We start from the raw sequence: 23,758 nt of genomic DNA on the forward strand, positions 1-23,758 counted from the left end.
ATGACCACCTCGTTACTGGTGCTGGCCGACACCCACGTGCCGCGTCGAGCGCGAGACCTGCCCGAGCAGGTGTGGGATGCCATCGACCGCGTGGACCTCGTCGCGCACGCGGGCGACTGGGTCTCGCTCGAGCTCGTCGAGCGCATCCGGGCGCGCGCCGAGCTGCAAGGCGTGTATGGCAACAACGACGGATCCGAGGTGCGCGCCGTGCTGCCGGAGGTGGCGCGATGGCGGGTGGAGGGCATGCGATTCGCCATGGTGCACGAGACCGGCGCGGCGCACCGCAGGGAAGCGCGCATGGACGTGGCGTTCGACGACGTGGACGTGCTCGTCTTCGGTCACAGCCACATTCCGTGGGATTCGGTGACGCCGGCGGGGATGCGGCTGCTCAATCCCGGTTCCCCCACCGACCGCCGTCGGCAGCCCCGCGCCAGCTACCTCGAGATCGTCGTCGAGAACGACCGTCTCGACGACGTGCGGTTCGTGTACCTGTAGTGCGACGGCGGGCCTAGGGCGACTGCGCCTGTCGTCGTGCCGTCGAGCGCTGACGACAGGATCACCGCCGGCATCGTGCGCAGCTCCAGCACAGGACGGCAGGACAGGGCCGCCCGGGCGCGTGCACGTCCGTGACACCACTAGGCTCTAGACGAGCGTTTGCATTGGGGGTAATGCATCGATGGAACGGGCCATGGCCCCGGCGCCGCCGAGAAGGCTGCTGCGTCTGCTGCGTCTGCTGCTCTGCACCGCGGCGGCCGCGGGCGGCTTCGTCGTGCTCGGCCTCGCGTTCGGTGCGATGTCCGCCTCGGCCGCAGACACCGGAGCAGCCACGCCTTCCTCAAGCGCCGCACAGTACGGCTCGGATTCGACGAGCGGCACGAGTGCCGGTGCCGGTCTACCCGGATCCGGTCTGCTCGCATCCGTCGGCTCGCTGCTGACAGCCGTCACGACCCCCGTCTCGAACACGGTGGATGCCGTCACCTCGACGCTGTCATCCGTCGTCGCACCCGCGTCGTCGACCGCGCCGCCTGCAAACACTCCGCCCGCCACCACCCCGCCAACCACCCCGCCCGTCGGCGCGACGCCTGTCTCCGGCTCGCCCACGGGCACACCGGATGCCGGAACATCCGCCTCGCCGTCGGCACCGGTCACGCAGACCGTCGCGTCCGTCACCGGCGCCGTCGGCCGGCTGGTCGGCGCGGTCCCGGTCCTGGGGCCCGGTGTGAGCTCGGGTCTCGCACAGCTCGTGAGCGTGACGGCTCCGGTGACGGGTGTCGTCGACGGCGTCCTGGGCGACGCCGACGTGCTGGTCGGCGGCATCCTCGGTCCGCCCGATTCCTCCGGCACAGGCGCGGCGCCGCCGGCGTCCGGTGCGCCGCCGGCCGATGGAGTCCCCACCGCTCCCGGAACCGGCGCAGCACACGACGCGCAGCCGTCGGATGCTGTCCCGGCGCCCGCCGCACCGGCATCCACTGCCGTCGCCCTCCGGCAGTCGCGCACCGCGCCGAGCACCCCGCCAGGCGCGGTCGGCGTCAGCGTGGAAGCTGCATCGCCCCACCAGCGGGCCCACGAAGACTACCCGCCACCCCATGGCCCCGATCCCGGACGGCAGACCTCCGGCGCCGGCTCAGGCACTGGCAGCGGCAACGGATCGCCAGGGGGCTCCGCGCCCGCGGCGACGCAGGAGGGCGCTGTGCTCGGAGCACAGGTCGGTCGCCTGACCGATGGTCCGCTCGATGATCGTCTTCCCCTCGTCCCGACTTTCGAAACCGACTCCGCTCCCGACTGACATCGCACCGTTCCACCCGGCACGCGCGCATCGAACGATGCTGCGCGGGCGACGGGTGGAGGCCGGGATCCGGACCGTCTCCTCGACGAACCCTCGTCGTGTGATGTCCGTGATCGGCGGTGACGACGAAACCCGCGCGCCGGGCGTCGCCGCAGGCCTACCGGCACGCGGAACGGGTGTATCGCCGGCCGAGGCGGCCGACCTGGGCTGTCCGATTCGGACCGTCCGATCTGGGCGGTCGGCCCTTGGCAGTCTGCCCGGACGGTCGGCGACGAAGAGCAGCAGTGTTTTGACGGGAGAATCAACGTGCAGCAGTCTGAGCTTGCGCAGGTGGTCGCATCGGGCGACTGGGACGGCGTCGTCCGGGTGCTCGACGAGAGCTTCTATTTCTATCTGTTCACAGATCCGGCGCTTCTCGACAGGGTGTTCACCAGCGCGGGCCCGCAATGGTACGAGGACCATCCGCGGAACGCGCTGCGCCGGGCGATCGCGGTCGCCGCGGCACGGCCCGTGCTGTCGATCGATGACCATGCCAGGGAACGGTTCGCCGCCTGGGTGGCGTCGCAACGGCGCCCGGCGGCCCGCGACCTGATGGTGCTTCGCCAGATCGGCATGGGTCAGCTCGTCGCCGCGGGTCGCTACGGCGAGGCGGCGGCCGAGGCCGACAGGGTGTGGGAACTCGTGCGCAACGCGGATGACATGGCCGGCTTCCACGACGTTCTTCCCTCGGTGCTCCTGCTCTGCGGCACGACGAAGCTGCTCGTCGCCGACACGGAGGGTGCGGTCTCGCTCTATGCCGAAGCCCTGCGCTGGGCGACGATGCGGCACGAGCATCCGTGGGCGCCGTACGCCAGGCAGCATCTGGCGCTCGCGTACGCGCTGGCAGAGCGGTACCGGCAGGCCCGGGAGCTGCTCGAAGGGAACGCCGACGATCGGCCGTGCGGCCCGGGCACGGTGCGGTTCCACTACCAGCAGCCGGGTCTCATGGCCAAAGCCCTGTGTGCCGCCGTTGCAGGCGACTCCGCTGCGGGCGCCGCGCTCGAGCAGGTCGAGGGGATCGAGGCCGGCACATGGTGGTGGATGCCTGTGCACGTGCGCGCGATCACGGCGCTGCTGTCGGGCCCTCCTTGGGACGCGATCCATGAGATCGGCCACGTGTTGCTCGCCCAGCGTGCTCGCTCCGCTCCGCGGTCGCTGGGCGGTGCCGCGCTCCGAGCCGACCTCGTCACGCTGTACCAATCGGCCGGTGATCTGCGCCATGCGCAGCGTGTGCTCGAGACGCACGGAATCAACACGCATTGGTCGGGTCTGCAGCTCGCCAGGGCCCGCCAGGCATGGCTCATGGGCGATCCGGAGGAGGCGATCGCCCTGTTGCAGAGAGATGAGTCCACCACGGGTATCCCGCTGTCGCATCAGGCGGGCCGGGCGGTCGTCTACGCGGAGTCCGAGCGCGCGGCCTCCGGGTCGGTCGCACCCCACACCCTGGAGTTCGCGGCGGCATCCATCGATTCCAGCGGGTCGCGCGTCAGCCTCACTCAGGCTTCGCCGGCGCTGCGCACGTGGCTGGGCCCGTTGCTCGCGATGCCGGTCGACGGCATCCCCGTTCGTTTCCAACCGCGAAGGCCCCCGCGCTTCACCCGCAGGGAGCGGGAGGTTCTCAACGGACTGGCGGAGGAGAAATCGATCGCCGAGCTCGCCACGGCGCTCCACCTGTCCCCGAACACTGTGAAGAGCCATGTGCGAGGTCTGTACCGCAAGCTCGGCGCCCACAACCGCGAGGAGGCGCTCTGGCTGGCGCGGATCACGTCGTGACCCCCGCCCGGGGGTGATGCGGGTGAATTTCGGGGTGAAAAGCTCCGGAACCGCTTGCACGCCGATCGCGCCGCCCGGTTGACTGATGTGCGGACTCTCGGGGAGTGCACGAACCGTGCCGCACGATCATCGTCGGTGGCGTGGCACGCGTGCGATCGAGCACCGGTCGACGCTCGGCCTGACGTATCGGATCGCGGCGCACGTTCCCCGTGCAGCTTCTCTGACGACTGGGGGAACTAGGTGCGATTCGGGGCATCTGAGACAGCAGGATCTGAAGCGAAGGGCGGCGTGCTTCCACGATTGCGGTCGCGCCGGCTGAGGATCGTCGCCACCATCGGCGCCCTCGCTCTCGCGCTGGGAACGGTCGCGGCCACGACCGTCGTGCTGTCTCCACAGTCCGCGCACGCGGCGCCGGGCAGCCCAGGCACTCCACAGGCCGGCTCCGTGGTGTTCCAGGAGGGCTTCGAGAACGGCACAGGAACCACGCCGGTGGTCCTCACGAGCTACACGGGTACGAACGGCCAGAAGTACACGGCCGACAGCGGGTGGCTCACGAACTGCAACGGACAGATCCGCAGCTTCAACACCCCGTACACCTCGCTCGGCAACTGCACGAACAACGGCGACACGTCCAACCTCGGCCAGCTCGCCTACGCACTGGGCGCCCACAACGGCGATGCGACACCGCAGGCCAACCACGCTGTCACGGCCTACACGGAGAACAACCCGGGCGCGAACGCCAGGGAGTTCCAGACCGTCGACAACATCCCGCTCGCCTCGGCCAGCGGTCGCTATCTGACGTTCAGCGTCGACACGGCCGCCGTCAACTGCCAGGTCTCCGCTCCGCTCTACCAGTTCTCCTTCCTCGACCAGAACGGCAACGCCACGAACGTGGGCGGAGTCATCAACGCGTGCGCATCCGGCACACCGGTCAACGTTCCCGCGTACGGGACTCTTCCGGCACGAACCGTGAACGTCGGGACGTACGCGGCGAACGGCTCCGTGTTGTTCAGCGGCTCCACCCTCGGTGTTCGGATGGTCAACGCCAACGGATCCGGCGTCGGCAACGACGCGGCATTCGACAACATCCGCATCCTGGATGTGACGCCCCAGCTCGACAAGTCGTTCAGCCCCGCCGTCGTGCCGACCGGAGCCACCTCGAAGCTGACGTTCACCGTGACGAACACGAGCGAGCTCGCGGCGAAGAACGGCTGGTCGTTCTCGGATGCCCTGCCGTCCGGTCTGACCGTGGCATCGCCGTCCGGCGCTGCCACCACGTGCCCCTCCGGTTCCGTCACGGCCGCCTCCGGTTCCTCGACCGTCGCGGTGACGGGCAACCTCAACGCCGGGCAGACATCCTGCACGGTGACGGTGAACGTGACGTCGTCCACTACCGGTTCGTACACGAACGGCCCCGACAACGTGACGACCACGGGTCTCGACGAGCCCGGCACCGCCACGGTGGCGTTCGAGTCGCCTGCGCTGTCGATCGTCAAGCACGCGGGAACCCCAGTCGACGTGAACGGCAACGGCGTCACCGATGAGGGCGACACCATCCAGTACACGTTCGATGTCACGAACACGGGCGATGTCCCGGTCTCCGGTGTGCACGTGGATGACGCGAAGGCCGGCAGCGTGACGTGCCCGACATCCACGCTGGCTCCCAACCAGTCGGAGACGTGCTCCGCCGACTCTGTCTACACGGTGACGGCGGCGGATGCGCAGGCAGGCCATGTCGACAACTCCGCGACGGCGGGCGGCACCTCGCCCGCCGGGGCGGATGTCACCTCCGACCCGTCGACCACGTCGACGCCGGCCGTCGTGGCCGCTCCCGCCATCAGCGTCGTGAAGTCGGCCGATCCGTCGGACGCCGACTCCTACCAGCCAGGCCAGGTGATCACGTATCGCTTCGCCGTCACGAACACCGGGAACGTCACGATGAACGACGTCGAGGTGATCGAAGGCGACTTCACCGGAACCGGGACCCTGACGGAGCCTTCCTGCCCGTCCAGCACCCTGGTGGCGGGCGAGCAGATGATCTGCTCGGCCAGCTACACGCTGACGCCCGAGGACGTCGACAACGGCTCGGTCGAGAACAGCGCGACGGCGCAGGGCACCCCCGAGGGTTCCGACACTCCGGTGCCGTCCGATCCCTCGACCGTCACGATTCCCGAGACGCCGGCGCCCGGCATCTCCATCGTGAAGTCGGCGGACCGCGACACGGTGACCGAAGCCGGTCAGGTGGTCACCTACTCGTTCGTCGTGACCAACACCGGGAACGTGACGCTTACGGATCCGCAGATCGACGACACGGACTTCTCCGGCACGGGCCAGCTGTCGGCGATCGACTGCCCGCAGACGTCGCTCATCGCCGGCCAGATCGAGACCTGCACCGCGACGTACACCGTGACGCAGGCCGATGTGGATGCCGGCACGCTGACGAACACGGCGACCGTCACCGCGACGCCGCCGTCGGGCGATCCGCTGCAGCCGGTGCCGTCGAACACGGTGAACGTGGGCATCCCGGCGACGCCGTCGCTGTCGATCGTGAAGACGGCGGATGTCGACGCTGCCGCCGTGGGTGAGAAGATCACCTACACGTTCACCGTGACCAACACGGGCAACGTGACGGTCACGGATCCGCAGGTCACCGATACCGGGTTCACCGGCCACGGAACGCTGTCCGAGGTCGTGTGCCCGACCGGACCGATCACCCTCGTGCCCGGCCAGATCGAGACCTGCACCGCGACGTACACGGTGACGCAGGAGGACATCGACGCCGGATCGATCAGCAACGCGGCAGCGGTGACAGGCACCCAGCCGAACGGCGACCCGACGCCCGAGGGCACGTCGGATCCGGTGGTGCTGCCGACCAACCCGCGCCCGGCCCTGACTCTCGTGAAGGCGGCCGACACCACTCGCGTGACCACCGTCGGTCAGGTCGTGACCTACACGTTCGTCGTGACCAACACGGGCAACGTGAACATCTCGAACCCGAAGGTGAACGAGGGAACGTTTACCGGACACGGCACGCTCTCGCAGGTGACGTGCCCGAGCACGACCATGCTCGCTCCCGGCCAGTCCATCCGCTGCACCGCCACCTACACCGTGGTCGCGGCCGACCTGGCTGCAGGCGGCACGCTGTCGAACACCGCGACGGTGACCGGCACGACGCCGGGCGGCGATCCGCTCACCTCCGACCCGTCGACGGCGAAGGTGACCGAAGTCGCCCCCGCGGCGCCCGCGGGTCTGGCCAGCACGGGTAGCGACCTGCTCGTCGCCGGCATGACCGGGCTCGGGCTGCTGATCGTCGGCATACTCGCCGCGACTGTCGCCTGGTTGCAGCGCCGTCGCCGCACGAGCTGATCGTTCGCGCCGACAGTGGAACGGCCGGCACCCTGCACCGGTGCCGGCCGTTTCGTGCGAACCCATCCCATGAGGACTGATACCTTGACCCGAATCCGCACCCGTATCGGAATCGCAGCGGTCGCCGTGATCGGCGCGGCGATGGCGCTCGTGGGTGCAAGTGCCGCGAACGCCGCCACCAGCTACAACGGCGCTTATCTGGCTTACGAGCAGACGTTCTTCGCCTACGCGAACGCCGGTGAGCTGCCGCAGTTCGCCTTCACGCAGGTGTCGGGCCAGGCGACCCCCGTCGACTTCACCGTCACCGCCCCGGACGGCACGGTGCAGCAGACGTGCCACGTCGCGGCATCGTCGCCGAAGGGCACGGCCTGCGCATCGAGCGGGCTCACCCCGTCCGTCTCGGGCGTTTGGACGATCCACTACAACCCGAACCGTCCCGACCCGGGGGCGAGGTACGACTGGGTTCTCAATGTGGTCGACGACCAGGGGCGCGTGGTGCCCGGCCGCACCTGGGTAGACAGCTACGGCATGTACCAGTCGGCCGCGGCCAACATCCAGCTATGGTTGGCCACCCCTGACGGATACGTCTACAAAGCCGATTTTCGCGGGTACAACGGCATCGGCTCGTGGATCAAGTCCAACGGCTTCGGGCTCGTCGACGCCGGAACGTGCACACCCATCTACCACTCGGTGGAAGGAAGCATCAGCGGAGCCAATGGCGTGTACATCGACCCGCGATACGCCTACAGCGATGGGTGCGGTGACCCGTACAAGCTCTTCCTCGAAGACCCGAACCCGGACCTTCCCGCAACGGCCACGACGCCGACCGGCACCGACTGGGTGCGGCCGGCCGTCGTGGCCCCGGCCGCCACCGATCTGACGCTGCAGCAGAACACGCCGACGACGCGTGCCGGCAGCTTCACCTTCGATCTCGCCGGCGTGAACGGCGGCTATACCGTGCAGATCGACACCAACGGCAACGGCACCTACACCGACGCCGTCGACAGGACCATCCCATGGGGAAGCCCTCCTGGCCACGTCTCCGTTCCTTTCGACGGGCGCGACGGTCAGGGCAATCCGCTGAATGCCTGCGCGGCGATGCACGCCAGGGTCGTCGTCGATCGCGTGGGCGAGGCGCACCTGGTTCTGGACGACGTGGAAACGCTCGGCACGAGCTCGGTGAACAACTACGGCATCAAGATCACCGGCGACACGCCAGGGATCGTTTCGGCGAACCCGAAGCTGTACTGGGACGACACGAACCTCGTTCCCCGCAATTCGTCCGAGAAGCCGCTGCCGTATGCGGACGGCAGGGCGGGTGTCGACACGACGCAGACCGTGACGGGTGCTCACGGATGGGGCCAGTGGGGGGACACCCGCAGCATCGAGAATTGGACGTACTATCAGGCGCAAGCGGGCGACGAGACGGCCATCGCGCCCAGCTGCGTTCCGGGCATCAGCGTTGTGAAGTCGGCGACCCCGAGCGACGCATCCTCGTACACGGTCGGTCAGAAGATCACGTACAGCTACGCGGTCACCAACACCGGAAACGCCGATCTGAGCAACGTGGCTGTAACGGAAGCGGCTTTCTCCGGCAGCGGGCCGGCTCCGGTCGTCTCCTGCCCGGGTGATGCTCTCGCCGTCGGCGCCCAGATGATCTGCTCTGCCGGTTACACGCTGACCCAGGACGACATCGATGCGGGAAGCCTGTCGAACTCGGCCGTGGCAGATGGCGATTCCACAGGGGAGCACATCACAAGCGAACCCTCGGAGGTGACCATCCCACGGGATCCGCACCCCGGCATCTCGCTCGCCAAGAGCGTGACACCCGCGACCGCGTCCGCGGCTGGCGACGAAGTCACATACGGGTTCACCATCACGAACACCGGCGACGTCACCCTGACCAAGCCGGTGATCGCCGAGAACGCCTTCACCGGCACGGGAAGCCTGTCGGCCGTCGAGTGCCCGGATGCCGCGGCCGTCCTGACCCCCGGTGAGATCACGACCTGCACAGCGAGGTACACGCTGACCCAGGCCGACGTCGACGCCGGTCGCGTGGACAACACTGCCGTCGTCACCGCACAGTCACCCGCTGACGAGCCCTTGGAGTCTGCACCAGCCGGGGCCACAGTGACCATCGCCGCGAACCCCGCCATCACGCTGACCAAGTCAGCGGACCACGCGCGTGTCACGGGCACCGAGCAGTCCATCCGGTACAGCTTCGCCGTCACGAACACGGGAAATGTCACCGTTGACGGCCTCGCCATCGAAGAGAGCGCCTTCACGGGTGCGGGAACTCTGTCGGCTGTCGATTGCCCCGTCACGACGATCGCACCCCACGCGACGGCGGTCTGCACCGCCGACTACCGAACCGTGTCGTCGGACGTGACGGCAGGGCAGATCGAGAACACTGCACAGGCCACCGGAGCTGCACCATCCGGCACGACCATCGACTCGGACCCGTCGAGCGTGACCGTCACGGTCGGCGCGCCAGCGACGAGCCCCGGCGCTTCGTCCGATCCAGGTGGTAAGACGAAGCCCACCGCGCTCGCGGCCACGGGCGGTCCCACTGCCAATTGGGCGGTGCTTCCCGCCGCGGTCGCGGTAGTGGCCGGTGTCACTCTCCTTTTCATCAGGCGCACGCGGCGGGCTCGAGGATAGCTTCTCCGTAGGCCAGGCCCGCGGAGGCGGCGTGGATGAGCGCCCGCCGCTCCTGCGGCGCCCGAACAAGGCCTGGACTTGCGCACGCAACCCCTGACGCCCCCGGTCCGGGATGCCTAGCGTGGCCGCCATGAACCACGACGAAGGCGCAGAGCACACGTACGGCGCGGACCCGCTCGACCCGGGTCACCAGGGTGCAGGTCCCCATCGTGCGGGTGGCGCCCGGCACGGCAACGCAGGTCACATCGAGCCGGATGAGCAAGTGGCCGCCGAGTCGGGGGAGGCGCACACCTTGGGCCATGGCGCGTCCGGCGGCGACGACTATACCGCGATCAACCCGGGAGGGACCTCGGCCGAAGAGCCGTCGAGCGATTGCAGCCGGGCCGAGCGGTAGCCAACGGGTAGTCCCATAGGGCGGAAACGGCACCGTGCCTCCGGCTCCGGCTCCGGCTCCCGCTGCGGCTCGGTTGGGCGGGCGGCGCCAGATCTCGGCCGCGCTCTCACCCGTGTGACGACTGGTCCCTCGTTCGTCAAGGCCTCGTTCTGGCAGCCCTGATCGTCAAGGCTGGGTACATGCGTCGAATCGTCTATGCGGGATCCGTCTTCTACACCGGCGATAGCATCGCTGAGGCGCTCCTCGACTACGCGCGCGTGCTCGCGTCGCGGAGCATGGCTGATGCCGTCTTCGTGCCAGGGCGCCTCGTTAGCGGGGAGACCGACAAGATCGAGGTGCTCATCGGTCCGGCGAGCCAGGTGGTGAGCGAGCCGGTCGACGAGTACGGTCCGGATCTCGTGGACGACTCCGTCGTGGCCGAGTTGCGAGAGAGGATACGGCGGCTCGCGGCTAGTCCGGACCGAAACGGTTGAGTAGGCGGCCGGCTTCGTTGCACTGCGCGGAGGCACGTGCGTGACGAACGCCATGCGCGGTGGGATCATCGGGACATGGGCTTCTTGGTGTACGACCATCGTTCGCAGTACCGATTCGATGACCGCACCCTCGCTCACCTCAAGATCGCGATCACGTCGAAACTGCGATTGCAGGAGGGTTTTCTCCTCAGCTGGCCTGTTCCACCGGAGGAGGGCAGCGGCCGGGTGAGCATCTGGTTGAGCCCTCAGATCCCGCTGCAGTTCCTCTTCACGGAAGCGACGCCTCCGCTGCTCAACCGCACGTGGTTGGAGGCGCTGGCCCGCTCGTCCCATGGCCTCCGCGGAATGGCGGTGCTCAGCGAGAGTGACGCCGAGGTCGTCGGAAGCGGCGACCCCAACGACCCGGATGTGCAGAAGCGCATCAAAGACGTGCTCGACGGAGTCGGTTGACCGCTGGACCGCGAGCGTGCCAGCAACGACACTCCGCGAAGTCCCCACCCGTGTTCGGGGAAGCGACATAGCGTGAGCAAATGGACGACATCGAGCCGACACCGGAGCAGTTGCTTGCCGCGCTGGATGCCAGCGAGCTCGTCGAGTCCGTCGCGGCGCTTGCCCTCTCGCAACGCAGCGACCTGCTCGAGAGGGTGGCTCTGCTGGTGGGCGCCAACCGGTCTGTGAGCGTGGAGGAGTTCCGCAGCGAGCTGGTGGACATCCTCGATTCCGGGCCCACCTTCCATGCCGTGCTGCACGGCGGCCAGTTCGACGGACAGGTCATGGAGCTCGACCCAGAAGACTTCGACGCCGACATGGTGTGCGCGCCGGTCGACGGCACGGATGCCGGCCAAGATGCCGCACACGCGACATCCCGCGGCGCCCCCTCGCTCTACCGCGCCACCGCAGGACAGCCCGCGCCGGGCGCGACGGTGCACTACGAGTTCGGCGGCCTCGTCGACGTGGAAGCGCCGTCGCATCGCACCTCGACCGCGTGAGGCGAGCGGTGCTCTGAGTCGCCGCGCCGTCAGGCTCTGATGGTCATGCAGGCGAGCCGGTCTCCCTCGGCGTCGAACGTGAACGTGCTCGGGCCGTTGAAGCCGTCGCCGCCCACCTGGGCCTTCAACTCGGTGCTGTCGCCCGTGACACGGAATCGCAGGTCGGTGAGCGTCACGTTCTTGCCGATGAACTCGCGGTCGCTCCATCCGCGGATGGCGTCGTGTCCGGTGAAGACGCGGCCCCAGTCATCCACGGCGCCGGTGTCGGCGAAGCAGGCCAGGAAGCCCTCCGTGTCGTGTGCAGTGGATGCCTCGATCGCAGCGCGCACGACGGACGGAACGTCCACGGGAATCGTGTCGGTCATGACGTCTCCTCGTCTGGAAGCATGCCCTGGCGAATGACGGTGAGTAGGCGCTCCGTGTGCGGCCCGCGTCACCGTCGGCTTTCAGGCTACCGAGCCGGACGGCGGCGGGGAACTGGGCGTGCGCTGCGACGCTCGTCCGTCCTTCAGCCGAGGACGGCCCGGCATCCTCTAAGGTGGTGCGGTGGCAGCATCGAGGAGCACCCGGCGCGACGCCGGGGGTCCCCGGCGTTCGAGGGGCGCGGCTGGCGTGGAAGCTCCGACCGATACGCCGACGGCCATGCATTTCGGCTCTGGTGCGAGCACCGTCGAGCCCGGCGCCCGGCGGAGTGCGGCCGCACGTGGGGCGAAGGCGCTGCGGCCGATCGCCCGACACGGCAGGCTTCGCAGGCGCCCGTGGGCGACGTTCGGCAAGGTGGTCGCCTCCGCCGCGGTCGTCGCGGTCGTCAGCGTGCTCGGCATCGGTGGGGTGGCAGCTGCCAATCTCGTCTCTGACGTGAAGCCCACCGTGCACCTCGTGGGCGAGGAGAAGCTGGGTCCCGTTCCCGACATCGGCGCGCTCGAGGGCGGCGTGAACATCCTGCTCGCCGCGACGGACACGCGTTCCGGCCAGGGCGACGCCTGGGGCACGACCGACGACAGCTCGGGCGTCGGCCTCAACGACGTCACGATGCTGGTGCACCTCTCGAAGGACCACACGCACGCGACGGTCGTCAGCTTTCCCCGCGACCTGATGCTCGCCATCCCGAAGTGTCCGGACGGGGACGGCGGATGGAACAGCGCCATGTCGTCTCAGCCGCTCAACACCACGCTCTCCGACGGCGGCGTCGCGTGCACCGTGCTCACGATCGAGCAGCTGACCGGTCTCGACATCCCGTTCGCCGGCGTCGTGGACTTCGAAGGCGTGGTCGCGATGTCGAACGCGGTGGGCGGGGTGCCGGTGTGCATCACCGGGGGCGGCATCCACGACGAGCACACCAGTCTCGACCTGCCGGATGGCACGTCCGTGCTGCAGGGCATGCAGGCTGCGGAGTTCCTGCGCACCCGGTACGGCGTGGGCGACGGCTCCGACCTCGGCCGCATCAGCAACACGCAGGTGTTTCTGTCGTCGCTCGTGCGCACTGTGATGACGAAGGCGACGCTGACCAATCCGGTGAAGGTGTGGGGCCTCGTGAAGGCGGCGCAGCAGCACATCCAGTGGTCCGACTCGCTGAGCAACGTCACGACGCTGTACCAGATCGCCATGGCTGCGAAGGACCTCAAGTACGAGAACATCTCCTTCGTGCAGTACCCGGTCGGCAACGACTCGGACTACCCCGGCAAGGTGGTCGCCGATCGGGAGTCGGCGGATGCGCTCATGGGCGCGCTCAAGAACGACCAGCCCATCGTGCTGACGGGCGGTACCGGCGTGGGGTCCGTCGCGCCCTCGGATGCGCCGAGCCCGTCGGATGCCTCGGGCGGCAGCGCTGGCGACTCGAGTGCGTCTGCCGGGAGCGGTTCTGCCGGGAGCGGTTCGGGCGACAGTGGTGGCGACTCCGGCAGCAGCGGGGGCGCGGGCTCCGGCTCGGGCGGGTCCACGGCATCCAGCACGCCGGTCGAGCTCCCGGATAACGTCAAGGGACAGACCGCGGCGACCCAGACGTGTTCGAAGGGCAACAACTGACGAGGTGCGCCTCGTGCCGTGCACCGGCCGCCGCGTGACGGCGCTTGAGGGGTGGGGTCGGGTGAGTGCCTCTGCGGGTGGGTGCCGCGACGCGTGACGGTCGCGTCAGGTGAGCGTGCTCGCTCGTCGGGTGAGCGTCATCGCTCGCGGATCAGAACAGCGTGGGCGCGGCATCCTTCAGCGCGCCCTCGAGCTCAAGCAGGAAGCGCTTGCGCTCGAGCCCTCCTGCATAGCCGGTGAGGCTGCCATCCGAGCCCACGACGCGGTGGCACGGAACCGCGATCGACAGCGGGTTCTGGCCGACGGCACGTCCGACCATGCGGGCCAGGGACCGATCGCCCAGCTGCTCGGCGATGCGGCCGTACGTGATCGTCTCGCCGCACGGGATCGCGCGGAGGATCGCCCACACCCGCTGTTCGAACTTGCTGCCCTCCGCCCGCGTGGCGAAGTCCAGCGAGGTGCGACGTCCCTCGAGGTAGTCGCCGAGTTGAGTGGCAGCCTCGGCGATGACCGGATCGGTCGGCGACACCTCGGGGCCGAACGTCGACCTGTCCGGGCGCGTCCAGTGACCCCGGTAGTAGACGCCGATGACGTCGTCTCCGTCGGCCACCACGGTGACCTGGCCGATGCGCTCCGGGATCTGCGGAGCGGAAACGACCGCGTGCCTGATGCTCATGCTCGACTCCTTGCGTTCCTCCACACTATGCAGACGCTCGCCGTGCCGCCGGCGTGAGGTGCGGCGTTCGGTTCGCGCGCATCTGGTTTGCGGGCGTCGGGCGGTCGGTACGGCGGCCGGACCGTCGTCGTGGGGCACACTCGTCGCCCGGATCGCCAGGGCTTCTCGTCGGTTGTTCCCACTGAGATATACCGATTCCGCTAAAACCCCACTCGTGGCGGTCGGTCTCAGCGCAGACGGCATGTCTCAGCGCAGATGGCGTGTCTCGGGCGGATGGCCGCCCAGCGCGGACGCCGTACCTGACCCTGCGTTCCCACTGCCGTGGCCGGCACGAACGGTATGTCCTGCGGCACCGGCGCGTGCGGCAGCTCGTGCGGAATCGACTGGGGCATGCCGCGCGTGGGGGAGCCGTGGGTAGAGTCGCGAGGTGTCGCAGGCATCCGTCTCGTTCTGGTATTCGCAGCTGCCCGCGCCTCAGCCGAAGCCCGGGCTCGCCGGGAACCTGCGTGCGGATGTCTGCATCGTAGGCGCCGGCTTCACCGGCCTGTGGACCGCGTACTACCTGAAGAAGACGCAGCCGGACCTGCGCGTGGTGGTGCTCGAGCAGCGGTTCGCGGGCTACGGGGCATCCGGACGCAACGGCGGATGGCTCACCAACTCGGTCACCGGCGGCCGCGAGCAGTATGTGGCGACGCACGGACGTGAGGGCGCTCAGGCGATGCAGTCCGCGATGACGGCCACCGTGCACGAGGTGGCGCGGGTGGCGCAGGCGGAGGGCATCGAGGCCGACCTCGTGCTCGGCGGCGAGCTCAACGTCGCGCGCAACCCGGCGCAGCTCGCCCGGCTGCACGAATGGGCGGAGGGCGAGGCCGGGTGGCAGGATGTCGACGCCGAACTGCTCGACGCGGCGCAGGCATCCGCTCGCATCGCCGTGTCGCACACCCTGGGCGGGCTGTGGCAGCCGCACTGCGCGCGCATCCAGCCGGCGAAGCTCGTGCGGGGGCTCGCGCGCGTGGTCGAGGCGCTCGGTGTCGAGCTGTACGAGGGCACCAAGGTCTCCGCGATCGAGCCGCGGAGTGCCGGGAGGCCGGCCAGGGCCGTGACCGCGCGCGGTGCCGTCGACGCCGACGTCGTCGTGCGCGCCACCGAGGGTTTCACGGCACGCATGCCGGGGGCGCATCGGGCGTGGGTTCCGCTGAACTCGTCGCTCATCGTGACCCAGCCGCTGACCCATGCGCAGTGGGATGCCATCGGCTGGGCCGGCCGCGAGACGCTTGGCGATCTCGCCCATGTCTACATGTACGCGCAGCGCACGGCGGATGACCGCATCGCATTCGGCGGCAGGGGAGTGCCGTACCACTTCGCATCCCGGTTCGACTCCGACGGCACGACACCCGACGTGACCGTGCGGTCACTGCGCGAGCTGCTCGTGCGGTTCTTCCCGGTTCTCGCCGAGGTCGCGGTGGAACGCGCGTGGTCGGGCGTGCTGGGCGTGCCGAGGGACTGGTCGGCGACGGTCGGGTTGAACCGGGCATCCGGGCTCGCGTGGGCGGGCGGATACGTCGGCACCGGAGTGACGGCCACCAACCTCGCGGGGCGCACGCTCACCGACCTCGTGCTGGAACGCGAGACGTCGCTGACCGCGCTGCCGTGGGTGGGGCATCGAGTGCGCAACTGGGAGATCGAGCCGTTGCGATACCTCGCAGTGAACGGCCTGTACAAGGCGTACGGCATGGCCGATCGCGCGGAGGATCGCGGCTCGACCCGCACCTCGGTCATCGCCCGCGTGGCCGACTGGCTGTCCGGGCATAAGTAGCCGCCGCCCCCGCCCCGCGTGCCCCTGCGGCCGCACCCCTCGCCGCGTCACCACCTCGCCTCTCCCGAAAACAGGCGGGATCGCGCTCTCCTCGTGTGAACAGGCAGGTCTGGCCTGTTCTCGGCAGATCTGCCTGTTTTCGTGTGGCGCCACCCCTCGCCGCGTCACCACCTCGCCCCTCCCGAAAACAGGCGGGATCGCGCTCTCCTCGTGTGAACAGGCAAATCTGGCCTGTTCTCGGTAGAACTGCCTGTTTCGTGCGCATCCAACCCGGCGCAGGTCTGATCCACCACCCCGGGCGGAGGGCCGATGCCCCAGGGTCTTACGCTGGCGGTATGGGATTCGAGGCCGCCTTCGACATCGTGACTTCGTGGGTGGATGCCGGCCGCATCCCGGGCGCGGTGCTCGGCGTTCTCGAGTTGCGCGAGGCATCCGACGCGAGCACGACGGGGTCGGCCACCACGGTCCGCGCCGTAGGTGCCGCCCAGCGGGTTCCGATCGAGCGGCCCATGACCGAGGACACCTGGTTCGACCTCGCCTCACTCACCAAGGTGATCTTCACGACGCCGCGCATTCTCGACGCGGCCGCGATGGGCATCCTCGATCTCGACGCCCCCGTGACGCAGGTGCTGTCGGAGCTGCGGCAGTTCGATCTGGATGCCTGGCAGCGCCGCATCACGCTGCGCGACTGCCTCACGCACGCGAGCGGCCTGCCCGCTACGTGGCCGATCTACACGTACGGCACTGATCCCGACCAGCTGCGGGCGTTCGTGATCCAGCGGGACTGGCCGCACGGCGATCCGGTGTATTCGGACCTCAACTACATGCTGCTCGGCTTCGTGCTGGAGCGGCTCGCGGGCGCGCACATCCGCGACCTCGACCCCGGCGAGGGCTTCGCGTGGTCGGCGGATCCGGCGCAGGCCGCCGCCACCGAGTACTGCCCATGGCGCAGACGGATGCTTGTGGGCACCGTGCACGACGAGAACGCGGCCGCGCTGCAGGGCGCCGGGCACGCGGGGCTGTTCGGCACCGCGGCATCCGTGCTGGGTTACGCTCGCGGCTTGCTGGACGGATCAGGCGCCCGACCCGAGGCGCTCGAGCTGATGCGCACCCCCGTGGGGCCGACCCGCACGTACGGATGGGAGCATCCGTACGACGGCTGGTCGGGCGGAGCGGTCTGCAGTCCAGGGACGATCGGTCACACCGGCTTCACCGGAACCGGCCTGTGGATCGATTTCGATGCCGGTCGCGCGTGGACACTGCTCACGAATCGCGTTCACCCCAGCCGTTGGTCCGACAGCGGCGTCATCGAGTTGCGCCGTCTGGTGGGCGACGCACTGTACGTCTGAGGCGGTCGCGCTCGGCCGGGCCTCCGGTTGCGCCGCAGCGGACACCCGGCCGTGCCTAGCTGGAGCGGCCACTCCCCCTTCGGCCACCCGCGGTCGGCTGCGCCGAAAACAGCAGAGATCGCGCTCTCGCGCTGAGATCCGCAGATTCTCTGCTGTTCTCGGTGCTTCCTGCTGTTTTCGTCCCGGGCAGGATTCCGCCCGGTCGGTGACCGCTCGCCGTCAGACCGCTGGCCGTCCGGCCGCCAGCCGCTGGGCCGCTAACCGCCAACCGCCTGGCCGCTAACCGCCAACCGCCTGGCCGCCAATCACCAACCGTCCGGCCGCCAGCCGCTGGGCCGCTAACCGCCAACCGCCTGGCCGCCAACCACCAACCGTCCGGCCGCCAGCCGCCTGGCCACTCGGCGGCCAACCGCCCGGCCGCTGGGTCACCAACCGCTCGGCCGCCGGCGTAGCTCCTAGCAAGTCAGAGGGCTTCGAGCACGATCGCGGCGCCCTGTCCGCCGCCGCCGCACAGACCGGCGGCACCGTAGCTGCCCGCACCGGAGAGCTGCAGGCGGCGGGCGAGGTGCCCGACGATCCGCGCTCCCGATGCGCCGAGCGGATGCCCGAGCGCGATCGCCCCACCGTTCGCGTTGACGACGGCGGGGTCGATGCCGAGCTGCCGTGTTGCATACACCGACACCGCGGCGAACGCCTCATTGATCTCGACGGCAGACAACGCGGATGCCTCCACGCCCGCCTTCTGCAGCGCGGCCGCGATCGCGTTGGACGGCTGGGCATGCAGCGACGTGTCGGGACCGGCGACGAACGACTGCGAGACGATCCGGGCCAGAGGCCGCACGGAGAGTTCGACGTCGTCGCCCACGATGATGAGCGCGGCGGCTCCATCGGTGATCTGCGAGGAGTTGCCCGCCGTGATCGTGCCGTTGTCCGCGAACGCCGGCCGCAGCCGGGAGAGGCTCTCGGCCGTGGTGTCGGCACGGAGCCCGTCGTCGGCCGAGTACATGGTGGAACCCTTGCGCGACGGCACCTCGTACGGCTCGATCTCACCGGCGACGAAGTCGGCCGATGCGGAGAGCCGCTGGTGGGATGACGCGGCGTAGCCGTCCTGCTCCTCACGCGTGATGCCGAGCTTCTCGTTGTACGCCTCGGTCGAGGCGCCCATCGAGACGTGCTGGAACGCATCCGTCAGCCCGTCGTACTCCAGCGTGTCGACGAACTCGATCGCTCCGTACTTCTGCCCCATGCGCGAACCGGACCACGCGTGCGGCGCCAGAGACATCGACTCCTGCCCGACGACCGCGACGATGTCAGCCTCGCCCTGCTCGATGAGCTTCGCAGCCGTTCCGATGGCGAGCGTGCCGGAGAGGCAGACGGCGTTCAGCGTGATCGCCGGCACCGTCATCGGGATGCCTGCCTGCACGGCCGACTGCCGCGCCGGGTTCTGTCCCGCGGCGGCCTGGATCACCTGTGCGCCTTGCACGATGTCCACCTGCTCCGGCTGGATGCCCGCATTCGACAGCGCGGCACGCAGCGCGTGAGCGCCGAGCTCGACGGCCGGAACGGAGGCGAACCCGCCGTTGAACCGCAGGAAAGGGGTGCGCGCGTAGGACGCGATGAGCGCGGCGCGATTCGTCGTATTCGTCATTGAATGTCCTTGTGGGAGACGGATGCTCGGTACCCGGCAGCGTCACCCGACTCATGGCCCTGCGCCGCGCCCGGCCTTCGGTTCGAGGATAGTCGCCCTCCCTGCCGGAGGTTGAGCCTGCACCGTCGGTTGAGCCTGTCGAAGCCGCACCTCCTCGTATCGCCGGTTGAGCTTGTCGAAACCGACCGAACCATACCGCCGCTTGAGCCGGCCCATCGCTGTAACCGCCGCCCGAACCCCTCGGACCCTCGCCCCGCACCCGCGCCCGACCGCCGCAGCGTGGCATCCTCGAACCCGTGGACACTTCCGGCGAGAGCATCGCGAGCATCGTCGGTCACCTGGTGGTCATCGTGCTGTTCATCAACGCGGCGCTGCGCATGCTGCCGTCCGTGCGCCCGTTCCCGTGGCCGGCGGTCGTGTTCGTCGTGCTGATCGGCGCGCCGTCGTTGCTTCAGGCGTGGGTCCCTCAGATCACGGATGCGCTCGCGCGCGACCCGCAGGCCACTCTGCGCGGCCAGTGGTGGCGCATCCTCACTGCGCTCGGTGCCCAGGACGGCGGCCTCGTCGCAGCCGCATTCAACCTCGTGGTGGTCGCTGTCGCGCTCACTCTCGCCGGCTGGATCTGGGGTCGCTGGCTCGCTATCGCGCTCTATCTTCTGCCCTCGATCGTCGTCAACGTGCTCGCCGTCTTCGTGTGGCACGCGGCAGGCGGGGGGAGCTCGTTCGCCAACGACGGCCTCATGTTCAGCGTCTTCGCGCTCGCCTTGCTCGTTGGGTCGAGGGATGCCGCGCATCCGTCGCCGAGATCCACGGTCGTCGTACACATCTTCGGTGGTGTCGCGGTCGCGGCGGCGATCGTGCTGGTCGCCACCGATGACGCGCACGGGGTGGCGATGCTGCTCGGACTGCTGCTCGGCGTCGTGGCATGGTGGGTCTTCCGTATGCGAGCAGTCGGCGCAGGACGCCCCAAGCAGCAGACGACATCGGTCAGAACGCGGTCTGCTGCAGGATGAGGCCGTTCCCGTCCGGATTGCTGAACTGCGCATACTGACCCCACGGAGCGCGCTCGACCCCAGAGTCGAACGCCACTCCGGCTTCACGAAGCCGATGGATGTCGCCCTCTAGGTCATCCGTCTCCAGCACGAGACCGCGCAGGGATCCCGACGGCATGGTCTTGAACCAGGTGACGAGCGTGATCGAGGTCTGCGCACCCGGCGGCACCACCTGGATCCAGCGCTGATCTTCGCCCATCATCGCGTCGGAGACGAGAGTGAAGCCGAGGGTATCCACGTAGAAGGCCTTGGCCCACTCGGGATCCGAGACGGGAACGGAGAAGAGCTGCACTCGGGTGATCGCCATGTCGCGACGCTACGCCCACCCACCGACGGTGTGGCGGGTCCAGCGTCTTCGTGAGTGCTGCCCCTCCACGGGAGCTGGGCGACGACGCAACGCAGTGGTGCGCCCGGTGGGCTAACGGCTAACGGCTAACGGCTAACGGCTAACGACTACGGGCCCCCGTTACGCCATGCGCCGCGGCGTCGCGTCGCGTCAGGCGGCGTCACCGAGTGCTCGCAGTCGTCGCGTCGCGCCAGGCGGCGTCACCGAGTGCTCGCAATCGTCACGTCGCGTGAGGCGGCGTCACTGTTGCTCGCAGCCGTCACGTCGCGCGAGCCGCTGTCACCGCGGTGCGCGTTGCGTTCAACGCTGTGCGCGGCGCCTTCACGCCGTGCGGGCCGCCAGCAGGTTGGCCCGCTCCGGATGCTCATCGAACCACTGCGCCACGTACCAGCACATCGGAACGATGTGATAGTTCGTGTTCTGCTCGACGTCATCCACCGCGAACTGCACGACCTTGCCCGCCAGCCCGCGCCCACGCAGATTCGGATTCGTGAAAGTGCGCGTCATCGACAGCGCGTCGCCCAGCACCGTGTAGTCGACGACGCTCGCCAGCTGACCATCGACGCGCAGCACGTAACGGTGGGCATCCGGTTCGTGGGCGTATTCCTCGGCCATGCATTCAGCGTAGGTCGGATGCCCCGCCCCGGTGGCGGTCCGCCGCTCGCCCCGCCCAACGTCCGGCAGCACTCTCGTGGTCGCCAGCCGGCCCGGTTGTCGTCCGGTCGCACCGTGTCGTCACCACCGGTGGGTCCGGTTGTTGCCTTTTCGGGTGGGCCGTCAGCATCCACGGGTCCGGTTCTTGTCCACCGGTCCGCATCTCCGCGTCAACTAGTGGACCGGTGGTCAGCGAGCGGACCCGTCGTCGCGGAGGGGGAACTGGTCGTCAGCAGGGGAGGCCAGTCGTTCGAGTTGGGTCGTCGTCGCCGGTCGGTGCGGTTGTTGCCTGTCGGGCGAGCCGTGACCGTCCACGGACCCGGTTGTTGCCCGGTCGGCCGGGCCGTCACCATCGATCGGTCCGGTTGTTGTCCATCGGTCCGCTTCTCGGCGTCAACTAGTGGACCGGTGGTCAGCAAGCGGACCCGTCGTCGCCGAGGGGGAAGTGGTCGTCAGCAGGGTGGGCGGCAGTCGTTCGAGCTGGGTCGTCGTCGCCGGTCGGTCCGGTTGTCGCCCGGTCGGCCGACCGACAGCATTCACGGGTCCGGTTGCTGTCCATCGGTCCGCTTCTCGGCGTGAATAAGCGGACCCGTCGTCAGCAAGCGGACCGGTCGCCAGCACAGGGGGTGGTCCCGACAGGGGACTGGTCGCCAACGAGCCGGCGACCGGTCACCAAGCGGACCGGTCGCCAGCAGGGGCGGCGTGAGCGTTGTGCACGCGGCGTAACGTGAGTGCCGCCGGCACGGAGGCCGGCGCAGCCCGACCCCGACCACCTGGAGGATGCCGCGATGACCGATCTGCCCGCCACGCACGAGGAGCTTCTCGCACGGATCCCGGTGAGCGAGGGGGCGCAGCTGGAGGCATCCGCCATCACGTACGGGCACGACGGAACCGAGCTCCAGGGGTATGTCGCGCACGATGCCGCTGCGCCGGAGCCGCGCCCGGGCATCCTGATCGTTCCCGACTGGCTGGGCGTCGGACCCAACGCCGAGCTGCGGGCGCAGATGCTCGCACGCCTCGGCTACGTCGCTTTCGTGGCCGACATCTATGGAGCAAATGTCCGCCCCACCAACGAGGAGGCGTCGGCTCTGGCGGGCACCTACTACCGAGACCTTCCGCTGCTGCGGGCCAGGGTGCGCGCGGCGTACGAGACGCTCGTCGAGCTGCCGCAGGTGGATGAGACGCGGATCGCGGTGATCGGCTACTGCTTCGGCGGATCCGCCGCGCTCGAGTTCGCGCGCACGGGAGCGGACATCCGCGGCGTCGTCTCCTTCCACGGCCGGCTCATCGCGCACGACCCGAGCGATGCGGATGCCATCCGCGCGAAGCTGCTCGTGCTCACGGGCGGCGCCGACCCGGTGGTGCCCGACGAAGCCGTTCACGCGTTCCAGGACGAGCTGCGCACCGTGCCGCACGTCGACTGGCAGGTCGTGACGTACAGCGGCGCTCCGCACGCGTTCACGGTGCCGGGCGAGAACTTCCGCCCGCTTGCGGATGCCCGCAGCTGGCAGGCGCAGCTCGACTTCTTCGACGAGATCTTCGCCTGAGCCATGCCCGGCACGACGTCTCGGCCGAAAGCGGAATCGCGCGCCGCATTCAGCCAGCGCGGGTCCACGGAGAAGTGCGCCTTCTGCGCGATCGTGACGGGTGAGGCATCCGCTCGCGAGGTGTATCGCGACGACGATTTCGTGGCGTTCCTCGATGCGCATCCGGTGTTCCTCGGCCACGTGCTGATGGTGCCAACCCGCCACGTGCAGACGTACGACGAACTGCCCGAGGATCTCGCCGGCCCGTGGCTGCGCACGTCGCAGGCGCTCGTGCGCGCGGTCGAAAGCGCGATGGATGCCGACGGCTCTCTCCTCATCGTCAACAACGTCGTGTCCCAGTCGGTGCCGCACCTGCACCTGCACGTCATCCCCCGATCCAAGGGCGACGGCCTGCGCTTCTGGCTGGGACCCCGCCACGCGTACGCGACGCCCGAGGAAGCGGATGCCGTCGCCGCGCGCATCCGCGCCGCCCTCGCGGCCCCCGCCACCGCCTCCGCCGGCTGACCTTGTCGAAACCGCCTCTACCCCCCCTCACCGTCGGTTGAGCTTGTCGAAACCGCCCTTGCGCGCTCCCACCGGCTGGCCCTGTCGGAACCGCCACATCCGCCACCGTCGGTTGAGCCTGTCGAATCCGCCCAGCCCGCCACCGCCGGTTGAGCCTGTCGAAACCGCCCGCGACTGTGCCGTTCCGTCCGACGTCGCCGTCAGATCGCGCCTCGCCGCCGCCACCGGGGCCGCCCGTCGACGATTTCAGGCACCTCCACCGCAACTGATATAGTCGTCAGGTTGATCGGGCAGCATCGCCGGTCAGCGCCCTACGCGCCATTAGCTCAACGGATAGAGCATCTGACTACGGATCAGAAGGTTGGGGGTTCGAATCCCTCATGGCGCACCAACGAAAACAGCGAAAAGCCCCGGAATTTCGGGGTCTTTTCGTCTTCGCGGATGACACGGCGCGACACGGGATAACACGCCCATGTGTGCACCAATGTGTGCACCTACCGCGAGCTTAGGTTTAGCCTGATCTCGTGCCGAAGCGACGCGACCACGGCCAAGGCGGCCTCTACGAGCTAAAGAGCCGCGGATTGTGGCGCGGGGTCGTCGACAACGGCTACACATCCGACGGGCGGAGGCGGCAGGTTTACGTACATGCCAAGACGCGCG

20 protein-coding genes and 1 tRNA gene are annotated in these 23,758 nt (G+C 69.0%); 16 read left to right on the forward strand and 5 right to left on the reverse strand.

Features of this window, described 5'->3' with window-relative positions:
• The 9 genes from VHB92_RS13600 (at position 1) to VHB92_RS13640 (ending at position 11,481) form a co-directional block, all read left to right on the forward strand.
• Positions 1 to 495 (forward strand): YfcE family phosphodiesterase, encoded by a 495-nt coding sequence (locus VHB92_RS13600; protein ID WP_325454305.1) that lies wholly within the window; start codon positions 1 to 3, stop codon positions 493 to 495.
• A 193-nt stretch (positions 496 to 688) separates the two neighbouring features.
• The gene (locus VHB92_RS13605) at positions 689 to 1,786 is read left to right on the forward strand and encodes a hypothetical protein (RefSeq protein WP_325454306.1); all 1,098 of its coding nucleotides are present in this window, start codon (positions 689 to 691) and stop codon (positions 1,784 to 1,786) included.
• Between the two features lie 306 nt (positions 1,787 to 2,092).
• Positions 2,093 to 3,598: a helix-turn-helix transcriptional regulator gene (locus VHB92_RS13610; RefSeq protein ID WP_325454307.1), complete on the forward strand. Its 1,506-nt coding sequence runs from the start codon at positions 2,093 to 2,095 to the stop codon at positions 3,596 to 3,598.
• Between the two features lie 288 nt (positions 3,599 to 3,886).
• Positions 3,887 to 6,964, forward strand: coding sequence for a DUF7507 domain-containing protein (locus VHB92_RS13615; protein ID WP_325454308.1), 3,078 nt, complete (start codon positions 3,887 to 3,889; stop codon positions 6,962 to 6,964).
• Positions 6,965 to 7,048: 84 nt separating this feature from the next.
• Positions 7,049 to 9,625: a DUF7507 domain-containing protein gene (locus VHB92_RS13620; protein WP_325454309.1), complete on the forward strand. Its 2,577-nt coding sequence runs from the start codon at positions 7,049 to 7,051 to the stop codon at positions 9,623 to 9,625.
• Between the two features lie 130 nt (positions 9,626 to 9,755).
• Positions 9,756 to 10,019, forward strand: coding sequence for a hypothetical protein (locus VHB92_RS13625; protein WP_325454310.1), 264 nt, complete (start codon positions 9,756 to 9,758; stop codon positions 10,017 to 10,019).
• Positions 10,020 to 10,198: 179 nt separating this feature from the next.
• Positions 10,199 to 10,492 carry a hypothetical protein gene (locus tag VHB92_RS13630; RefSeq protein ID WP_325454311.1) on the forward strand — a complete coding sequence of 98 codons (294 nt, stop codon included), beginning with the start codon at positions 10,199 to 10,201 and terminating at the stop codon, positions 10,490 to 10,492.
• A 75-nt stretch (positions 10,493 to 10,567) separates the two neighbouring features.
• Positions 10,568 to 10,942 (forward strand): hypothetical protein, encoded by a 375-nt coding sequence (locus tag VHB92_RS13635; protein WP_325454312.1) that lies wholly within the window; start codon positions 10,568 to 10,570, stop codon positions 10,940 to 10,942.
• Positions 10,943 to 11,022: 80 nt separating this feature from the next.
• Complete coding sequence (locus VHB92_RS13640; RefSeq protein WP_325454313.1) at positions 11,023 to 11,481, forward strand: hypothetical protein; 459 nt, start codon at positions 11,023 to 11,025, stop codon at positions 11,479 to 11,481.
• A gap of 29 nt (positions 11,482 to 11,510) precedes the next feature.
• Here VHB92_RS13640 and VHB92_RS13645 read toward each other — a convergent pair whose 3' ends face one another.
• The gene (locus VHB92_RS13645; protein ID WP_325454314.1) at positions 11,511 to 11,846 is read right to left on the reverse strand and encodes a nuclear transport factor 2 family protein; all 336 of its coding nucleotides are present in this window, start codon (positions 11,844 to 11,846) and stop codon (positions 11,511 to 11,513) included.
• Between the two features lie 247 nt (positions 11,847 to 12,093).
• Between VHB92_RS13645 and VHB92_RS13650 the strand changes: the two genes are divergently transcribed.
• Positions 12,094 to 13,506 (forward strand): LCP family protein, encoded by a 1,413-nt coding sequence (locus tag VHB92_RS13650; RefSeq protein ID WP_325454315.1) that lies wholly within the window; start codon positions 12,094 to 12,096, stop codon positions 13,504 to 13,506.
• Between the two features lie 151 nt (positions 13,507 to 13,657).
• Here VHB92_RS13650 and VHB92_RS13655 read toward each other — a convergent pair whose 3' ends face one another.
• Positions 13,658 to 14,182 (reverse strand): methylated-DNA--[protein]-cysteine S-methyltransferase, encoded by a 525-nt coding sequence (locus VHB92_RS13655; RefSeq protein ID WP_325454316.1) that lies wholly within the window; start codon positions 14,180 to 14,182, stop codon positions 13,658 to 13,660.
• Positions 14,183 to 14,609: 427 nt separating this feature from the next.
• Here VHB92_RS13655 and VHB92_RS13660 point away from each other — a divergent pair, with 427 nt between their 5' ends.
• Complete coding sequence (locus VHB92_RS13660; RefSeq protein ID WP_325454317.1) at positions 14,610 to 15,998, forward strand: FAD-dependent oxidoreductase; 1,389 nt, start codon at positions 14,610 to 14,612, stop codon at positions 15,996 to 15,998.
• A 335-nt stretch (positions 15,999 to 16,333) separates the two neighbouring features.
• The gene (locus tag VHB92_RS13665) at positions 16,334 to 17,347 is read left to right on the forward strand and encodes a serine hydrolase domain-containing protein (protein ID WP_325454318.1); all 1,014 of its coding nucleotides are present in this window, start codon (positions 16,334 to 16,336) and stop codon (positions 17,345 to 17,347) included.
• A 463-nt stretch (positions 17,348 to 17,810) separates the two neighbouring features.
• Here the strand turns inward: VHB92_RS13665 and VHB92_RS13670 are convergent, their stop codons facing one another.
• A complete protein-coding gene (locus VHB92_RS13670) occupies positions 17,811 to 18,995 on the reverse strand; it encodes an acetyl-CoA C-acyltransferase (protein WP_325454319.1) in 1,185 nt (394 codons plus the stop codon).
• A gap of 296 nt (positions 18,996 to 19,291) precedes the next feature.
• Here VHB92_RS13670 and VHB92_RS13675 point away from each other — a divergent pair, with 296 nt between their 5' ends.
• Positions 19,292 to 20,008: a hypothetical protein gene (locus tag VHB92_RS13675; RefSeq protein ID WP_325454320.1), complete on the forward strand. Its 717-nt coding sequence runs from the start codon at positions 19,292 to 19,294 to the stop codon at positions 20,006 to 20,008.
• Here VHB92_RS13675 and VHB92_RS13680 read toward each other — a convergent pair.
• Positions 19,983 to 20,354, reverse strand: a complete 372-nt coding sequence (locus VHB92_RS13680) for a VOC family protein (protein WP_325454321.1) — start codon at positions 20,352 to 20,354, stop codon at positions 19,983 to 19,985. The two genes, VHB92_RS13675 and VHB92_RS13680, sit on opposite strands and share 26 nt — an antisense overlap.
• A 360-nt stretch (positions 20,355 to 20,714) precedes the next feature.
• Positions 20,715 to 21,008 (reverse strand): GNAT family N-acetyltransferase, encoded by a 294-nt coding sequence (locus VHB92_RS13685; RefSeq protein WP_325454322.1) that lies wholly within the window; start codon positions 21,006 to 21,008, stop codon positions 20,715 to 20,717.
• 827 nt (positions 21,009 to 21,835) lie between these two features.
• Between VHB92_RS13685 and VHB92_RS13690 the strand changes: the two genes are divergently transcribed.
• The 3 genes from VHB92_RS13690 (at position 21,836) to VHB92_RS13700 (ending at position 23,489) form a co-directional block, all read left to right on the forward strand.
• Positions 21,836 to 22,594 carry a dienelactone hydrolase family protein gene (locus VHB92_RS13690; RefSeq protein WP_325454323.1) on the forward strand — a complete coding sequence of 253 codons (759 nt, stop codon included), beginning with the start codon at positions 21,836 to 21,838 and terminating at the stop codon, positions 22,592 to 22,594.
• A gap of 3 nt (positions 22,595 to 22,597) precedes the next feature.
• The gene (locus tag VHB92_RS13695; RefSeq protein ID WP_325454324.1) at positions 22,598 to 23,098 is read left to right on the forward strand and encodes an HIT family protein; all 501 of its coding nucleotides are present in this window, start codon (positions 22,598 to 22,600) and stop codon (positions 23,096 to 23,098) included.
• Between the two features lie 315 nt (positions 23,099 to 23,413).
• Positions 23,414 to 23,489: transfer RNA gene (locus VHB92_RS13700), tRNA-Arg, on the forward strand.
• The last annotated feature ends 269 nt before the right edge of the window (positions 23,490 to 23,758 follow it).

It is taken from the genome of Humibacter sp., from assembly GCF_035547335.1.
Lineage (GTDB): Bacteria > Actinomycetota > Actinomycetes > Actinomycetales > Microbacteriaceae > Humibacter.

What these genes read in the sequence shown, in the direction of transcription:
- VHB92_RS13600 (WP_325454305.1), top strand. Translation starts at nt 1, where the DNA reads ATGACCACCTCGTTACTGGTGCTGGCCGACACCCACGTGCCGCGTCGA.
- VHB92_RS13605 (WP_325454306.1), top strand. Translation starts at nt 689, where the DNA reads ATGGCCCCGGCGCCGCCGAGAAGGCTGCTGCGTCTGCTGCGTCTGCTG.
- VHB92_RS13625 (WP_325454310.1), top strand. Translation starts at nt 9,756, where the DNA reads ATGAACCACGACGAAGGCGCAGAGCACACGTACGGCGCGGACCCGCTC.
- VHB92_RS13630 (WP_325454311.1), top strand. Translation starts at nt 10,199, where the DNA reads ATGCGTCGAATCGTCTATGCGGGATCCGTCTTCTACACCGGCGATAGC.
- VHB92_RS13635 (WP_325454312.1), top strand. Translation starts at nt 10,568, where the DNA reads ATGGGCTTCTTGGTGTACGACCATCGTTCGCAGTACCGATTCGATGAC.
- VHB92_RS13640 (WP_325454313.1), top strand. Translation starts at nt 11,023, where the DNA reads ATGGACGACATCGAGCCGACACCGGAGCAGTTGCTTGCCGCGCTGGAT.
- VHB92_RS13645 (WP_325454314.1), bottom strand. Translation starts at nt 11,846, where the DNA reads ATGACCGACACGATTCCCGTGGACGTTCCGTCCGTCGTGCGCGCTGCG.
- VHB92_RS13655 (WP_325454316.1), bottom strand. Translation starts at nt 14,182, where the DNA reads ATGAGCATCAGGCACGCGGTCGTTTCCGCTCCGCAGATCCCGGAGCGC.
- VHB92_RS13665 (WP_325454318.1), top strand. Translation starts at nt 16,334, where the DNA reads ATGGGATTCGAGGCCGCCTTCGACATCGTGACTTCGTGGGTGGATGCC.
- VHB92_RS13670 (WP_325454319.1), bottom strand. Translation starts at nt 18,995, where the DNA reads ATGACGAATACGACGAATCGCGCCGCGCTCATCGCGTCCTACGCGCGC.
- VHB92_RS13680 (WP_325454321.1), bottom strand. Translation starts at nt 20,354, where the DNA reads ATGGCGATCACCCGAGTGCAGCTCTTCTCCGTTCCCGTCTCGGATCCC.
- VHB92_RS13685 (WP_325454322.1), bottom strand. Translation starts at nt 21,008, where the DNA reads ATGGCCGAGGAATACGCCCACGAACCGGATGCCCACCGTTACGTGCTG.
- VHB92_RS13690 (WP_325454323.1), top strand. Translation starts at nt 21,836, where the DNA reads ATGACCGATCTGCCCGCCACGCACGAGGAGCTTCTCGCACGGATCCCG.
- VHB92_RS13695 (WP_325454324.1), top strand. Translation starts at nt 22,598, where the DNA reads ATGCCCGGCACGACGTCTCGGCCGAAAGCGGAATCGCGCGCCGCATTC.